At 66.4% G+C, this 14,569-nt stretch carries 18 protein-coding genes; 7 read left to right on the top strand and 11 right to left on the bottom strand.

Annotated features, from left to right (window positions below; translation table 11 throughout):
* Positions 1-91: 91 nt before the first annotated feature.
* From mimD to ACWDSI_RS07920, 4 genes are all read right to left on the bottom strand, one after another.
* Positions 92-430, bottom strand: coding sequence for a propane 2-monooxygenase effector subunit MimD (mimD, locus tag ACWDSI_RS07935; RefSeq protein WP_449745488.1), 339 nt, complete (start codon positions 428-430; stop codon positions 92-94).
* 20 nt (positions 431-450) lie between these two features.
* Positions 451-1,557 carry an aromatic/alkene monooxygenase hydroxylase subunit beta gene (locus ACWDSI_RS07930; protein ID WP_449745363.1) on the bottom strand — a complete coding sequence of 369 codons (1,107 nt, stop codon included), beginning with the start codon at positions 1,555-1,557 and terminating at the stop codon, positions 451-453.
* Positions 1,558-1,589: 32 nt separating this feature from the next.
* Positions 1,590-2,633: a 2Fe-2S iron-sulfur cluster-binding protein gene (locus ACWDSI_RS07925; protein WP_449745362.1), complete on the bottom strand. Its 1,044-nt coding sequence runs from the start codon at positions 2,631-2,633 to the stop codon at positions 1,590-1,592.
* A gap of 86 nt (positions 2,634-2,719) precedes the next feature.
* On the bottom strand, positions 2,720-4,357 hold the full coding sequence (locus ACWDSI_RS07920) for an aromatic/alkene/methane monooxygenase hydroxylase/oxygenase subunit alpha (protein ID WP_449756204.1): 1,638 nt from the start codon (positions 4,355-4,357) through the stop codon (positions 2,720-2,722).
* Between the two features lie 289 nt (positions 4,358-4,646).
* On the opposite strand from ACWDSI_RS07920, the gene ACWDSI_RS07915 reads away from it, so the two are divergent.
* Both ACWDSI_RS07915 and ACWDSI_RS07910 read left to right on the top strand, forming a co-directional pair.
* Entirely contained in the window at positions 4,647-5,411 is a 765-nt protein-coding gene (locus tag ACWDSI_RS07915; RefSeq protein WP_449756203.1) for a hypothetical protein, read from the top strand.
* On the top strand, positions 5,408-5,563 hold the full coding sequence (locus tag ACWDSI_RS07910) for a hypothetical protein (protein WP_449756202.1): 156 nt from the start codon (positions 5,408-5,410) through the stop codon (positions 5,561-5,563). Before ACWDSI_RS07915 ends, ACWDSI_RS07910 begins: the two co-directional genes overlap by 4 nt.
* Positions 5,564-5,659: 96 nt before the next feature.
* Here the strand turns inward: ACWDSI_RS07910 and ACWDSI_RS07905 are convergent, their stop codons facing one another.
* The 4 genes from ACWDSI_RS07905 to ACWDSI_RS07890 all read right to left on the bottom strand — a co-directional run bounded on the left by ACWDSI_RS07905 (position 5,660) and on the right by ACWDSI_RS07890 (position 9,989).
* On the bottom strand, positions 5,660-6,856 hold the full coding sequence (locus ACWDSI_RS07905) for a serine hydrolase domain-containing protein (RefSeq protein ID WP_449745359.1): 1,197 nt from the start codon (positions 6,854-6,856) through the stop codon (positions 5,660-5,662).
* Complete coding sequence (locus tag ACWDSI_RS07900; RefSeq protein WP_449756201.1) at positions 6,856-8,049, bottom strand: aminotransferase class I/II-fold pyridoxal phosphate-dependent enzyme; 1,194 nt, start codon at positions 8,047-8,049, stop codon at positions 6,856-6,858. Before ACWDSI_RS07900 ends, ACWDSI_RS07905 begins: the two co-directional genes overlap by 1 nt.
* Positions 8,050-8,077: 28 nt before the next feature.
* A complete protein-coding gene (locus ACWDSI_RS07895) occupies positions 8,078-8,914 on the bottom strand; it encodes an aldo/keto reductase (protein ID WP_449745357.1) in 837 nt (278 codons plus the stop codon).
* A 67-nt stretch (positions 8,915-8,981) separates the two neighbouring features.
* Positions 8,982-9,989, bottom strand: a complete 1,008-nt coding sequence (locus ACWDSI_RS07890) for a quinone oxidoreductase family protein (RefSeq protein WP_449745356.1) — start codon at positions 9,987-9,989, stop codon at positions 8,982-8,984.
* 92 nt (positions 9,990-10,081) lie between these two features.
* On the opposite strand from ACWDSI_RS07890, the gene ACWDSI_RS07885 reads away from it, so the two are divergent.
* Together ACWDSI_RS07885 and ACWDSI_RS07880 are read left to right on the top strand one after the other, a co-directional pair.
* Complete coding sequence (locus tag ACWDSI_RS07885; protein WP_449756200.1) at positions 10,082-10,492, top strand: ArsR/SmtB family transcription factor; 411 nt, start codon at positions 10,082-10,084, stop codon at positions 10,490-10,492.
* Positions 10,489-11,007 carry an SRPBCC family protein gene (locus ACWDSI_RS07880; protein WP_449756199.1) on the top strand — a complete coding sequence of 173 codons (519 nt, stop codon included), beginning with the start codon at positions 10,489-10,491 and terminating at the stop codon, positions 11,005-11,007. The genes ACWDSI_RS07885 and ACWDSI_RS07880 overlap by 4 nt, the downstream gene beginning before the upstream one ends.
* Before the next feature lie 4 nt (positions 11,008-11,011).
* On the opposite strand, the gene ACWDSI_RS07875 is transcribed toward ACWDSI_RS07880, so the two are convergent.
* Complete coding sequence (locus ACWDSI_RS07875) at positions 11,012-11,485, bottom strand: NUDIX hydrolase (RefSeq protein WP_449756198.1); 474 nt, start codon at positions 11,483-11,485, stop codon at positions 11,012-11,014.
* Between the two features lie 120 nt (positions 11,486-11,605).
* On the opposite strand from ACWDSI_RS07875, the gene ACWDSI_RS07870 reads away from it, so the two are divergent.
* The 3 genes from ACWDSI_RS07870 (at position 11,606) to ACWDSI_RS07860 (ending at position 12,881) form a co-directional block, all read left to right on the top strand.
* Entirely contained in the window at positions 11,606-11,935 is a 330-nt protein-coding gene (locus ACWDSI_RS07870) for a hypothetical protein (protein WP_449745352.1), read from the top strand.
* A 147-nt stretch (positions 11,936-12,082) separates the two neighbouring features.
* Positions 12,083-12,595: a hypothetical protein gene (locus ACWDSI_RS07865; RefSeq protein WP_449745351.1), complete on the top strand. Its 513-nt coding sequence runs from the start codon at positions 12,083-12,085 to the stop codon at positions 12,593-12,595.
* Positions 12,596-12,668: 73 nt separating this feature from the next.
* Positions 12,669-12,881 (top strand): hypothetical protein, encoded by a 213-nt coding sequence (locus tag ACWDSI_RS07860; RefSeq protein WP_449745487.1) that lies wholly within the window; start codon positions 12,669-12,671, stop codon positions 12,879-12,881.
* Here ACWDSI_RS07860 and ACWDSI_RS07855 read toward each other — a convergent pair.
* Together ACWDSI_RS07855 and ACWDSI_RS07850 are read right to left on the bottom strand one after the other, a co-directional pair.
* A complete protein-coding gene (locus ACWDSI_RS07855) occupies positions 12,848-13,720 on the bottom strand; it encodes a hypothetical protein (protein ID WP_449745350.1) in 873 nt (290 codons plus the stop codon). The two genes, ACWDSI_RS07860 and ACWDSI_RS07855, sit on opposite strands and share 34 nt — an antisense overlap.
* Positions 13,717-14,550, bottom strand: a complete 834-nt coding sequence (locus ACWDSI_RS07850) for a DUF6578 domain-containing protein (RefSeq protein ID WP_449745349.1) — start codon at positions 14,548-14,550, stop codon at positions 13,717-13,719. The genes ACWDSI_RS07855 and ACWDSI_RS07850 overlap by 4 nt, the downstream gene beginning before the upstream one ends.
* Positions 14,551-14,569: the final 19 nt, after the last annotated feature.

Genomic DNA, 14,569 nt, shown 5'->3' with positions numbered 1-14,569 from the left:
GAACGACCGCAAACACCCCTTCGTGTGGACGAAACCGGTCGAGGAGATTCTCAAGAAAGCTCAACCGAAAACCAACTAACGAAACGCGACACTAGGAGGTTGCGGTCAGATCGAATCCGATGAACTCGGCCGCGTCCTCGGGGCTGGCGAACAGGATGGTGCGGTCGTCGAGATGCACCATCCGTCCGTAGTGGGTGGAACTGATCTCCTCGAAGACCGATCCGTCGAAATCCTGGCCGAGGGCGTCGGTGAGTTCGTCGTAGTCGAAGTCGAGGCGGTTGACACCGTCGACCCGGATCATCGACGGGTACTCGGTGAGGGTGACGCCCTCCTTGTCGCCCATCACGTCGGCGACCACACGTCCGATGGGTGTGTTCATCAGCGTGACGCCGCACATGTTGGAGAACTCGGTCTGCGCGCCGAATTGCATGCCGTCAGATTGCAAGGTGCTCACTGGTTCAACTCCTCGGGGATATCGACTTCGATGTCCGACAGCACGTCGGCGAACTTGGTCTTCGCGGCCGACAGACTCGCGGAGAACGTGACCGACTTGTCGGCCGGCTGCGACCAGATCGGCTGCAGGGTGTGCGCGGCGTCGAGGCAGCGTGGCACCCATTCGGCCATCCAGTCGGCGGCCAGTTTGCGGTTGTCGATCGCGAATTTCTCGTCCCGGCACAGCATCTGGAACAGCGACCGCGTGTAGTTGAGGTCGCGGGCGTAGTCGTACTCGCCGGTGCCGACGATCGTCGGGGTGATGTAGTCGCCGTTGCGGGCGGCCACCTGCATCACCAGTTCGCTGCGGAACAACGACCCGATGAGCTGTTCGAACACGATGTTCGTCACGAACAACAGTTGTGCCCAGTCGCCGATCGCGGTGATCCGCTCGAGCGTCTCACGCACTCCCTGCCACTCCGGTGCCGACTGCCAGACCTCCTTGTGGACCGATCCGTCGAACCGCTCCTCGGCCTCGGACAGGTCGAGGTTGAACAACGCCAGATCCTGCGCGAAACGCAGTTTGTGGGCCGCGGTGACGGCGACCGCGTTGTTGATCATGTTCGTCGGTGCCGACCGCTGGATGGAGGTGAACACGTGCAACCCCATCCCGCTCTCGGCGTGCATCCACGCACCCAGGTTGCGTTCGATGAAGGTGAGCCAGGCCGAGTTCCAGCCGTCGTAGGCGCGAGCGCGCTTGGCATTCTGCAGACACAGATCCACCTGGTGCACCACCGCGGAGTTGTTGCGGTAGATGGTCTGTTCCCACTCCTCGTTGGGATCGAGGAAGGCGTGCCAGTTGCTCGAGCGGGCCACCGTCCACTCCTGCGGGTATCCGCCGGGTCCGTTGCCGAATCCGTAGATCCATCCCTGCGTGAGATGGCGTTCGGGATCGGGCTGGACGTCGACGGTGACGTCCTCGTAGGTGGTGGCGCGCTTCTTGGCCGGCTGATAGTAGTTGTACTTCCGGCTGCGGCTGCTGGGGAACTCCTTGGCGCCTGCCTCTGCGTCCGTGAACTCGATGGTGGGGAAGCTGCGTTCCCGTGGTTGTGCTGGTGCGGACATACCTTTCGTTCCTGTCGTTCTGGCCTGACTTCTCAGTCAAATGCCGGGCTGGTGAACTTGTCGTAGAAGATCTGGTCTCTGGGCATCGCGTGCTGGTCGGCGAGCGCGAGCGCGGCGTCGACCATCGGTGGGGGGCCGCAGAAATACACCTCCGTTCGGGCCAGGTCTGATTCGTTGCCGTTGACGATGTCGGTGACGTTGCCGGCGGCCACGGTCACCCCCTCGGGAGCGTCCGTGGTCGATTCCGACAGGCACGCCGTGAACGAGAAGTCGGCGATCTTCTCTCCGAGAGAAGCGATCTCGTCGAGATAGAACAGATCACCGGCAGTTCGGGCGCCGTAGTAGAAGCGCACCGGACGATTGATCTGCTCCTCGGCGATGTGCCGCAGCAGCGACAGCAGGGGCGCCATGCCGGCGCCGCCGCCGATGCACACGATCGGCAGCACGTGTCCGTTGCGCAGCGAGCACGATCCGTACGGACCGTTGATCATGATCTCGTCGCCGGGTGACAGTCCGCCGTCCTCGAGCATCCCCGCGAACCTGCCGCCGGGATACTTCTTGATGAGGAACTCGAGGCGGTCGGGGGTGCTCTGCGTGGTGGCGATCGAGAACGACCGCGTCTCGTCGGTTCCCGGGATGGTCAGATCGACGTACTGGCCGGGTTTGAACTCGAACGTCTCGGGTTCGACGACGTCGAGTCGTAGCGACACGATGTCCTTGGTCATCGGTTCGATGCCCGCCACCCGGGTACGGACGTCCTGGATCGGTGCCCCGCCGAGAAGCTCGTCCTCGTCGAAGTTGAGCAACTCGATCTCGCAGTCGCTGTAGGCGTAGGTGCGGCACAGCAGTACGTAGCCCTCGGCCTCCTCGGCCTCGTTGCAGGCGAAGGTCGAGTAGTCGTCCATCTGCACGTCGCCGTCGAGCATGTACGACTTGCACGCCGAACACCGGCCCTCCCGGCATCCGTGCATGAGGTGGATGCCCTGCCGGAACGCGGCGTCGAGGATCGTCTCGTCCTCCGTGACCTCCATCTCGATGTCGACGGGAGCAAAGTTGATGCGGTGAATGTCGGCCAAGGCGATCTCCTGGGCTGGACCGCCCCGCCGGCCGAGGTGACTCGACCGGCGGGTCGGCTGGATGCGGACGTGTGGGATCGGACCGATCAGACGGTCACGGCCCCGTTCTTGTTGGCCATGTACGCGGCGATGTGCTCCGTGCGTTCGGTGTCGCTCATCTCGTTCAGCAACACGTTGGGGCTGCCGAACTGGATGCCACGCACATCGTCGAGCGTCCACATCTTCTTGGGATCGAGATCCAGATGTGGCTGCGGGATCAGGGTCTTGCCGTCATCGCGGACATAGCCGAGATCCTTGATGATGTCGGCGAGATCCTTGCCGTGGTGCAGCGTCTCCCATTCGCGGAATCCGGTGAGGCGCCCCATGTTCGGGGTGGGACGTCCCTCGTATTCGGGGCGGAAGGCCACCTTGTCGGTCCACGCGCAGGTTTCCGAGCAGTAGGTGCGCCACTGGCCGTCGACCTTGTCGGTCACCATGTCCTCACGGATCAGACACGGCACCATGCAGGTCCAGCAGCGGTGCGGGTACTCGTAGTCGACGTCCTCGAAGGCGATCGGCTTGTTCTTGCCGGGGTAGGCCAGCCGGTTGTAGTTCTCCCACCACTTGCCGAACTTGTTGTACCAGCCGGGGTACTTCTGCTCGAACCACTCGAAGTCCTTGTCGGTCATGGCGTCGATGCGCCAGTAGTTGACCGGCCAGCCGGTGGCGAAGAAGCGGGCCACCTCGTGCACGTAGTGCTTGTTGACGATCCGGTTCCACGCCTCCTCGACCAGGTCGTGCGGGATCGTCAGGCCGTACTTCTCCAGCGGCAACAGGTAGCTGCGGTAGTAGTCGTCGTAGATCCAGCGCCGCCACATCTCGGCGTAGCTCTCCCGGTCCTTGCGGCGGTCCTTGGTGCCGTACTCGATGAACGTGCCGATCGCGGCGTCCACCACGCAGTGGTTGTTCCACCACGCGTAGCGCAGGTCGCGTTCGAGCAGCGGCCGGTTGCGTTCGTCGGCCAAGGCCATCAGCAGGATGGAGTAGCCGTTGGAGATGTGGCGCGACTCGTCGGACTGCACCGAGTGGAACACCGTCGGCAGCAGGTAGTCGCCGTTGGCGGCCGCCTCGTCGGGCATCGCGACGAACAGGGTGTTGGTGAACGCGGTCTCGGCCACCACGGTCAGGTAGATGTTGGCCGCGGTGATCGCGTCGCCGGTGATGAATCCCTCACCGAACTGGCGGCCGATGGTGCCCGCGTAGTTGTTCGCGAACGCCTTCTCGGTGATGTCGAACCCCGCCGGGTCGATGTAGTTGTTCATGTACAGCTTTTTGAGGTTCATCTGGATCGTCGAGTGCCGCACCTCGTCGATCATCTGCACCGCGAGCCCGTTGTGGATCTCCGGGTTGGGCACGGCGTCGATGGCCATCGGCATGGCGCGGGCCGCCGAGATCTCCGGGAACGGGATGATCGACAAGAAGAGTTTCTGCCATTCCAGCCAGCGCTCCTGCACCTGCCGGAACATGTTGCCGCGGATGGCGCCGTCCATGGCGCCGAACACGCGGTTGTCCTTCTCCTCCTCCATCGGGAAGTAGGACCGCATGATCTGCTTGAGAGGGTCCTTCTTGGGTGCCTTCTCGAACGTGTAGTCGGTTCCGAAACGGGTTGCCGGGGTGGCAAAGGTGGGCTCCCACGACAGCTCGGTGATCTTCGCATGGGCTTTGGTCAAGCTCTGCCTGCTCAATGTGCGCCTCCTCGTATAGAAGGCCGACGACATGCCGGCCTGCTGGGCTGGAGCGCCTTCGATACAACATGGTGATCCACGCCACATCCGTCTCACTGTGAGACGAGCGGCATGTTTGCTGATCTGCATAGGGCATTTCGGCCCATCTCGAGGCGCTGCTTCCGGGTGCTGGCGGAGAATCCGGGCGCTGCAGCGTCCGGATTCTCCGGCACCACCCAGGTTGTGAACGCGCCGGCGTGACAAGGGTGATTGTCGGAACCGAGGCGCCGGGCGCCGCGTCCAAGGCGGCATGCCGAACTACCCGACCGACGACCACGGACTCATCCACCGCGCGGAGGTAATCGCCGTCGGGTTCACCGACGACGATCTGCGCAGATCGCTCCGGGAAGGAGACATCGTGCGGATCACGCGCGGGGTCTACGTCGTCGGGGCCACGCGTAGCCGCCGCGAATGGCACCGCGTGCGCGCCCTTGCCGCCGTGTCGACGAGCACAATCTCGTTCCCGCTGAGTCATCAGTCGGCGGCCGTGCTGCACGGCATCGAGATGCTGATGCCCGATTTCCGGCGGGTGCACACCGTGGCCACCACGGGCAAGGGCTACCGAACCGCAATGCAACACTGCCACGGCGGAGATGTCGACGATGCCGACATCGTCCGTATCCGGGGCGTCGCGGTCACATCCGTCGAACGCACCGCCGTCGACGTGGCCTGCGCCGCCTCGGGTTTCGCGCAGGCGCTCGCCGTCTTCGACTCCGCGCTGCGGCACGGTGCGGATCGCTCGGCGATGGCGTCGATGCTGACCAGCCGACGTCGCGGCGTTGCCATGGCGCGGCGCGCGTTGCACTTCGCCGACGCCGGGGCCGAGAATCCCGGTGAATCATGGAGTCGCGCAGAGATTATCGAGGCCGGACTACCGGTGGCGCGCCTGCAACACGACTTCTATGACGGTGATCAGCACGTGGCCCGTTCGGATTTCGATTGGCAGGGACGCTCGTCGGCGAGTTCGACGGTCTGGTCAACTACCAGAAGCTGCTGCGGCCCGGTGAGGACGTGACCGAGGTGGTGCTGCGGGAGAAGGCGCGTGAGGATCACCTCCGCAGCATGGGCGTCATGGTGGTCCGCTGGACGTGGAAAGACCTAAAGGCCGGACGTGTGGCCGGCCTCGTGCGGCAGTGGTTGGTGACACTGAACCTGCTGGCCGCGTAGACGTCGCGGTCCCCGCGAGGTGCGGTATCGGAGGAGTTGGGTGGTGCTGGAGAATCCGGGTGCTGCAGCATCCGGGTTCTCCAGCACCACCCGAATTCAGCCGGCTCGCAGGGCGCGGTAGACGGCCGTCTCGAAGTCCAGGTAGCGCGCCAGCGCGGTCGGGTCGAAGAACGGGAAGAGTTGGGTGGCCCAGAAACCGCCGATGCCGTTGTGCCGGTCGATCCAGAAGTACAGATTGGCCAGGCCGGCCCAGCCCAGTGACCCGGCGGGCCGACCGGTGGGTGCGTCGGCCTCGTTGATCAGGAAACCCAGGCCCCAACTCTTCGGCACACCGGGAAAGAAGTCGACGTCGTGAGAGAGTTTCGGTTTCACCCCGGGTAGCACGGTGACGGTCAGCGGCCCGATCTGGTCGCGGGTGGCGGCGGCGACGGTGCCGGCGCGCAGGATCTGCTCGCCGGAGTCGGCGCGACCGTCGTTGAGCCACATCCGGATGAAGGCCAGGTAGTCGCCGACGGTGGAGTAGAGGCCCTGCCCGCCCATGTGGATCTGCGGGTCGTCGGGAAGGGCGAAGCGTGGATTGGCACGCAGAGAGCCGTCGGGGTTGCGGTGATACATCGTCGCCGTGCGTGTGCGCATGTCGACGGTGCGGGTGAATCCGGTGTCGCGCATACCCAGTGGACGCAGAAGGCGTTCGGCGAGTACCTCGCCGAGTCGTTGGCCGGTAACGGCCTCCACCACCAGTCCGGCCCAGTCGACGCCCGACCCGTACCGCCATTCGGTTCCCGGATCGAAGAGCAGCGGCGTGGTGAGTGCGGGCAGTGTTGCGGTGGCGATGTCGGGCAACTGCTGCTCGCGGAACAGGCGCAGATAGGTCTCGTCGAAGAAGTCGTATCCGAATCCGGCAGTGTGCGTGAGCAATTCGCGGGTCGTCGGAGATCGGCGTGCGGGCCGCAGTCGCGGGGTGCCGTCGGCGTCGAATCCCTCGATCACTTGTGGGTTGGCGAGGCGGGGTTCGTACTCGCTCGCCGGTGCATCGAGGTCGAGAAGTCCGTCGTCGACCACACTCAGTGCGGCGGCGGTGGTGAGTGGTTTGGTGGCCGAGAAGATCGCGAACACCGTGTCGTCGGTAACCGGATCGGAGCCGGGCGCCGTCGCGTGTACCCGCATGAGGGTCTTTGTGGCGTCGGTGACCCCGGCGACCACGCCGGGTAGTGCCGGTGCCTCGGTCATCTTGTCCTGCAGTGACTTTCGTACGCCGTCACGCAGTGCGTGCACGTCGAATGCCGACGGCATCACCGGGCCACGCCCAGCGACGCGACGAACTCACCCAGACGTTCGATGCCCAGCGTGAGGTCCGCGGTGGAGGCGGCATAGGACAGCCGCACGTATCGGTCGGCGCCGTCGACCCCGAAGTCTTTTCCGGGGGTCAGCGCCACGCGCGCCTCCGACAGGGCGCGTTCGCAGAACTCCCACGACGACAAGCCCGTCGACCCGACGTCGATGTACACGTAGAAGGCGCCGTCGGGGGTCACCGGAACGTCGAGGCCGATGGCGGCGAGGCCGTCGAGCACCTGCACGCGGCGCCGCGTGAACTCGCGTCTGCGTTCCTCGGTGACCGCGAGCGACTCCGGGTCGAAGCAGGTGAGCGCCGCGTACTGCGCCGGCGTCGGCGGGCAGACGTAGAAGTTCTGGGCCAATCGTTCGACGGGTTCGACGAGTTTGTCGGGCAGGATGCACCAGCCCAGACGCCATCCGGTCATCCCGAAGTATTTGGAGAAGCTGTTGATCACCACTACGTCGGAGGCCAGTGACGGTTCGGCGAGCACGCTGCGTGGCGGGCGACCGTCGGGTTCCGGGTCGGACAGACCCAGGTAGATCTCGTCGACCACATTCCACCCGCCGCGCGACCCAACCCGCCGGCACATGTCGGTGAGGTCGTCGAACCGCATCGACGTCCCGGTCGGATTCGACGGCGACGCCACGATCACACCCCGGGTGTCCGGCCTCCAGAACTCGTCGACCAGATCCGGGGTGAGTTGAAATCGGTCGGCCGCGGTGGTGGGCACCAGCGACACCGACGCCCCGAAACTCTCCGCGAACTGCCGGTTACACGGGTACGAGGGATCACCGATGAGGACGCCGTCACCGGGGTCGATGAGCGCCGCGCACGCCAGTAGCAACGCGGCGGAGGCGCCGGCGGTGACCGCCACGTTCGCGGCGTCCACCTCGGCCCGAAAATGGTGACGGTAGAAGTCGGCGATCGCCGACCGCAGGTCGGGCAGGCCCAGCGCGGACGTGTAGGCCATCGGGCGGCCGTCGGCGATCTCGCGAATCCGGGACAAGAACTGTGGTGGCGCGCCGAAGTCGGGTTCACCGATGTTGAGGCGCACCACGCGGTGCCCTTCGGCCTCGACGGCGGCCGCGTTCTTCGCGAATTCCATCGCGTAGAACGGGGCCACCCGCTGTGCGCGCCGCGAGATCTTCATCCCCCCATTCTGCGCGGCGCGCCTCTCCTCAGTTCGCGGGCACCGAGTTGAAGGTGTCCGGGTCGGGGCCGCGGCGCTCGTCCTTGTTGAGGCCGTCGATCGCGGCCATGTCCTCGGGGGAGAGTTCGAAGTCGAAGATGGCGAAATTCTCCTCCACGCGCTTGCGGGTCACCGACTTCGGGAAGATGATGTCGCCGCGCTGGATGTGCCACCGCAGGGTGACCTGGGCGGTCGACCGCCCCTTCTCGGTGGCGATCTTCTGTAGCACCGGATCACCGAGAACGTCCCCCTGGGCGATGGGCGACCACGCTTCGGTGGCGATGCCGTGATCGGCATTGAACGCCCGTACCTTGGTCTGGGTGAGGTAGGGGTGCACCTCGATCTGGTTGACCGCGGGCACCACCTCGGTCTCGGCGAGCAACCGCTCGAGGTGATGCGGCTGGAAATTGGAGACGCCGATCGCCCGGGCCTTGCCGTCGGCGTAGATCTTCTCCATCGCCTTCCAGGTCTCGACGAAATCGCCCACCTCGGGCAGCGGCCAGTGGATCAGGAACAGATCCACCGCGTCCACGCCGAGCGCCGACAGCGTGCCGTCGGTGGCCGTGAGCGCGTCGTCGTAGGCGTGGAAGGAGTTGTTCAGCTTGGAGGTGATGAACACCTCGTCGCGGGGCAGGCCCGAGGCACGGACGGCCTCGCCGACCTCCTTCTCGTTGCCGTACATCTCCGCGGTGTCGATGTGGCGGTAGCCGACCTCGAGTGCCATGGTGGTGGCCTCGACCGTGTCGGCGGGGTCGATCTGGAAGACACCGAATCCGAGCTGCGGAATCTGTACCCCGTTGTTGAGGGTGATGAATGGGACTGTCATGACATACCTTTCACTTCGATGTCGGTGGACGGACGGATCTCGTGCCGACGCCGGGTGGCGCCGGTGTTCAGGCAACGATGACGAGCTTGCCCCGCTGGTGGGATTCGAGAACGTCGTGCAGTGCCTGACCTGCCTGGTCGAGCGAGTAGGTGGCCGCGACGTCGGTGACGATCGCTCCTGACGCTGCGTCACCGATCAGGGGTTCGATCGCGGCGGCGCGGTTCTCCTTGCTCTGCGGTTTCTGGCCGTCGACCACGACGATGCCGTCGTCGGCGCGGCCGAACGCGGCGATGCTCACGATGCGGCTGTGGTCGGCGACCAGTTCGAGGGACACATCGATCGCCTCGTCGGTGCCCACCGTGTCGATCGCGGCGGTGATCGCGCCGGGCGCGGCCGCCCGCACGCGGTCGGCGAGGCCCTCACCGTAGGTCACCGGGATGGCGCCGAGTGCCCGGAGGTGATCGTGGTTGACCTCGGCGGCGGTGGCGATCACGGTGGCGCCGCGGCGCGCCGCGAGTTGCACGGCGATCGAGCCGACCGATCCGGCGCCGCCGTGGATCAGGACGGTGTCCGAACCGGTGACACCGGCGGTGGCGATGGTGTCCGCGGCGGTGACCCCCACCAGCAGCAGCCCGGCGGCGTGCTCGTCGTCGAGTTCTGCCGGTTTGTGATGGACCGAACCACTGTCGACGACGACGTGGTCGGCGTAGGCGCCGGAAATCGGGTAGGCGATCACCGCGTCGCCGGGGGAGAAGGGCTGCTCGGCGCCGTCGACGGGGTCGCCGACAGCGCGGACGACGCCGGCGAGTTCGGAGCCCACGGGGCGCGGGAGCACGGACTCGTCGGTGCCCATGGAGCCGTTGACGACCTTCGCGTCGAACGGATTGACGCCGATCGCCCGGACGTCGATGACGACCTGCCCGGGGTCGGGTAGCGGCAGTTCGGTCTTGACCACCTCGACCACGTCGATCGGGTCTCCGTAGGCGGTGGCCACCACTTGACGGGCGGTGACAGCGGCGGAGGTGATGTCGAGGGTGTTCTCGTTCGTCGGGGTGGTGCTCGAGTTCTCGGCCATGTTCGGTTCAAGGCGACCCGCCCCCGGCGGTATTCCGGCAATCGTGGAATCGATTCCACCAAGATTGGTAACTTATGGGTTACCATTAGGTTGTGGGTGACGTGTTCGATGCTCTCGCCGACGAGGTTCGCAGGCAGATTCTGCGAGACCTTCGCGACGGACCGCTGCGGGTGGTCGATCTCACTCGGCGGATTCGCGACGTCCATCCGATCTCGCGGCCCGCGGTGAGCAGGCATCTGCGTGTGCTCGCCGAGGCGGGTCTGGTGGTCGGCGACGACCGCGGCAGGGAACGGCACTACCGACTCGACAGCGGTCCGTTGGACTCGGTGACGGCGTTCGTCGGTCAGCTGCGCACGCGTGCCTCGGGCACGAAGCCACCGATCACCGCGGCCATGCTCGACGCGCTCGGCACCGAGGTTCATCGGGCACGACGAGATCGCCGCGCGCCACCGGCTCCCGGGGACCGCTCAACGCCGCATGACGCACGAGAGGACACCGCATGACGCACAACCCCAGTGGCGAACATCGCAGAATCGGCGACGCGGACGCAGTGGTGCTGCACCGCACGTATCGGGCCGGTATCGACGACGTCTGGGCAGCGGTCACCGAGTCGGATCGGCTGGCTCGATGGTTCGGTACGTATGCCGGTGACCCGGCGTCCGGCGCGGTCGACGTGACGATGACCGCGGAGGGCGACGACGTGGAGCCCTCGCGCTGGATGATCGCGGACTGTGTGCCACCGCGCCTACTCGGCGTGGTGAGCGACGGCGGCACCGGCTGGCATCTCGTGCTCGAACTCGTCGAGGTCGACGGCGGCACCGCGTTGTCGTTGACGCAGTTCATCGACGACCCGGGAATCGTCGAAAGCGTGGGTCCCGGTTGGGAGTACTACCTCGACCGGCTCGGCGCGGCGCTGGCCGGTACCGACCCGGGTGCCGTCGACTTCGACGACTACTACCCGGGGCAGGCCGCGTTCTACGCGCGGCTGATCCCGCACGCGGATGGCCCGGCGTGGTGACGTCTCAGGTGCGGAACCATGCCTCCGGGTTGTCGGCGAGGGCCTTCTCGATGCGCAGCCGCGAGGTGTCGGCGAGATCGGCGGGAAGCGAGTCGGGGGTGAACCACGCGACGTCGGTGTTCTCGTCGTCGGCCACCCGTGGTTCGCCGCCGAGGTGGCGTGCGAGGAAGCACACGTCGAGGTAGCGGGTCTGGTCGCCGTTGGGGTAGGTGATGAGCGGTGTCACGTCCACGCTGGTGAGCCGCACGATCTCGGCGTCGATGCCGGTCTCCTCGCCGATCTCGCGCCGGATGGCGCGCGCCGGCTCCTCGCCCGGTTCGAGTACCCCGGACACCACTGCCCACTCGCCGGTGTCGGCGCGGCGCGTGAGCAGAATGCGCCCGGCATCGTCGCGCACCACCGCACTCACCCCCGACAACCACAGCGGCCGATGGCCGATATGAGCGCGCAGATCGGTGATGAACCCGGGAATCGGCATGGCTGCCATCATGCCGTCCGACGCGGTGGGCCACAGGGCGAGGCGGGCCGTCCCGCCGTGGCAAGCGGGGTGGCAAAATCGCATCCGGATGATCTGTGGGACGCGACGTGAGGAGCGGAGATGCGGAACGTGGGAGTCTGGGTGGTGCTGGTCGGCATCGGAGCGGTCGGCGTGATCTGGGCGATCGTCGACATCGTCAACAAGGGCTGGTCGCAGGTACCGGGCAGCACGTGGCTATGCGGCGCGCTCGGGCTGATACTCGCGGTCGGCGCCCTCTACCGCGAGTTCGGCGGTCAGCCTCTCGTGACCGTCGACCACGAGAACATCGCCGAGGAATACGAAGCCCAGAAGCGTGCCGACGGCCTGGAGGCGAACTGGATCACCAAACCCGGCTTCGAAGACGGTCAAACGGCCGCCGCCGAGGGCATCGAGCCCCCTGACCAGCGTTGACGACGGAACTCTGAGCAAAGTCACAGCGCAGCGTGCGCCTGTCGATCCGGTTTTGTCGGTGCCGGGTGTTTGACTGAGAACAACAGTCAACCCACGCTCCGGCGACGCGTTGAAGCCGAGCTCGGAGCCGACGACAGGGAGATGCCGGTGAGCACGCCACAAGTCCCGCACGACGCGTCCACCCCATGCACCGACTGGGACGACATGTCCGAATGGCTGCACCGCGAGCTGTCCACGATGCCGCGGGGTGCGTTGCTCGACATCGGCCCCGCCGAGTACGACCCGATCGTTTATGGCGACGACGTCTGCTGCGCACAGATCCAGGTGCTGCGCGGGCGCACCCTGCTCATCCGGCTGTCCACCACGCTGATGGATGCTCCGACGGCGCTGTCGGGCTACTCGGTTCCCCGCGTGGTGCTCGACCGGTGGCATCACGACGACCGATTCGACGACTGCACCCATGGTTACCTGATGACACGTTCGGCGAGTCTGGTCGCCGGCATCTGCGTCGGATGGTTCCGCGACCGCTGCGATTCGCCGGCGCCGAATGTGCTCGGCTACTCCTATCGCGCTCCGAGCCGCGGGGCGCCACCCTCGGACGGGCTGGGCGGCAGTCTGGGGGAGAGCCCTGATCTTTTCCCTGAGTCACCCCAGAAATAGGCCGCGAACAGGTGATTTCGTGTCGATCCGGGTTCAGGATGGGGTCATGGCAACAACACAGGGAGACACCGACATGACCACTCCGCACACATCCGGGGACCCGCAGAAACCCAACGGTTCGGGACTCGGCTTCTGGAAGATCCTCGGCATCATCGTGGTCGCGCTCCTGGCGCTTGCGATGATCGGCCCGCTCCTCAAGGGACTCTTCTGGGTTGCGCTGATCGCACTGGCCGGATACGGCGGCTACATGCTCTACCGGTCGTCGCGATCGTCGTCGGGTAGCTGACGAACAGAGACGCACAGCAACGCGCCGGGACCGGAGGGCGGCGCATCGGAGTCCATCACCCATCCGCCCCCGATCTCGCGTGCGGCGCGCACGTCCACCACCGTTCCGTCCAGTCGACCGCGAGGCTCGGCGATACCCGGAACGGTCAGGCGTTCGTCGTCGAGATCGAGGATGACTCGCGCGCCGACGGCAGGGACCCCGGACCCGAATGCGACCGGCGGCCCGATGACGTCCACGACCTCGTCGGAGAGGGATATCCGGCGGCGCATCGACTCGGTTGGCCGCGGTGTTCGAGATCGGGGCGGCGTGTAGCCGGTGATCCGCAGATCCACGACGGTTGCACCGTGCACTCGCGTCCAGTGCGGGTCCGACGGTTCGTCACATCTCGACGCCTCGCATCCCGACTCGTCCCATCGCGGGTCATCACCGGCACGCATCACCTGGCATCGGGTTTCGGTCCCCGGCACCGCAACGTACTGCCCGCGCACCCGGCGGACACAGTGAGACGTCGTCCACACCGCCTCGACGATCCCACGGACGGCGGGTGCCCGATCGTGATCGGTGTGCCATGAGAGGCCCAATGCCAACGGCACCGACAAGGGATCGCCGCAGTGCGGGCTCAGGTAGGCCGAAACCGAACCCGTGCGGACCAGACCGTCCTCGGTGTCCCAGCCGAGGACCGGCACTGCCCGCCAGGAGTCGCCCACGTCCCCGAGTGGGTACGCCGACAGCGTCCCCGACAGCTCCGCGCCGGTGGCCGGAACCGTTCCGCAACAACCGAATTCCGATTCGGCCACGGAGACGCGGATCGTGCTGCCGACCGGCTCGGCGGCCGTCACGACGGCTCCATCAGCAGGCGGATGAACACGGTGTCGCCCTCGAGGTCGGTGGCCGGGGTGTGCGGCGTCACTGTGGCGAGCGCCGACCAGCCGGCCCCGGAAACCCGAATCCGACTGACCTGCAGCGCCTTTCCCCTGACGACTCCGGTTGCCGCCGAACTCGACCCGTCCACGTCGATGCGCGGGTCGTCGAGGTCGACGGTCATCGTCGACCCCTCGCCCGGGAGCAACTCGCCGAACGCCTCCGGCCGCCCCGTCAGGTGCACGGTGCGCGACGCGCGTTCTTGCCGACCGTGATATGCCTCGATATCGGCCGCGGTCGGTTCTCGCAGTGCCAGCACATCGAATCCGACGACCGTCGCCGCGCTGCCGTGGCCCACGCCGTCGGTGCGGGTGCCGGTATCGAACACGTCGAAACGTTCGGCAGCGGGCACCCGGGTGTGTTTCCGGGTGCCCGGGATCGCCACCCAGCCGTTCTCGCCGGGGCGGTAGTCCTGCTCGGTGGTGTACACCTCGCGCACGACCGCGCTGACCTCCGGATCCACTCCCTGGTCGGCATGCCAGGAGAGGGCGAGGACGAACCGCCTGCCATGAGGATCGCCCAGCGCAGGGTCGAGGTGGGTGGGGTCGACGTGTGCGGACACCGCGCCGAATCGCGCCACTTCCAGATCCCGATCCCAACCGGTGATCGCGGGCGCGACGAACAAGTCGTCGGTGCCGGCGGGGGAGGCGGTCAGGGTGCCGGTGACAGTGACGCCTTCGGCGGGAGTGGTTCCGCAGCAGCCGTATTCCCACGTGGAGATCATCGCGTACGCGAGCGGGCCGCCCATCCGATCATCGTCTGTGTGC

It is taken from the genome of Gordonia sp. NPDC003429, from assembly GCF_053588575.1.
The sequence above is the reverse complement of the archived record's forward strand: the minus strand, read 5'-3'. Positions and strand labels throughout refer to the sequence as shown.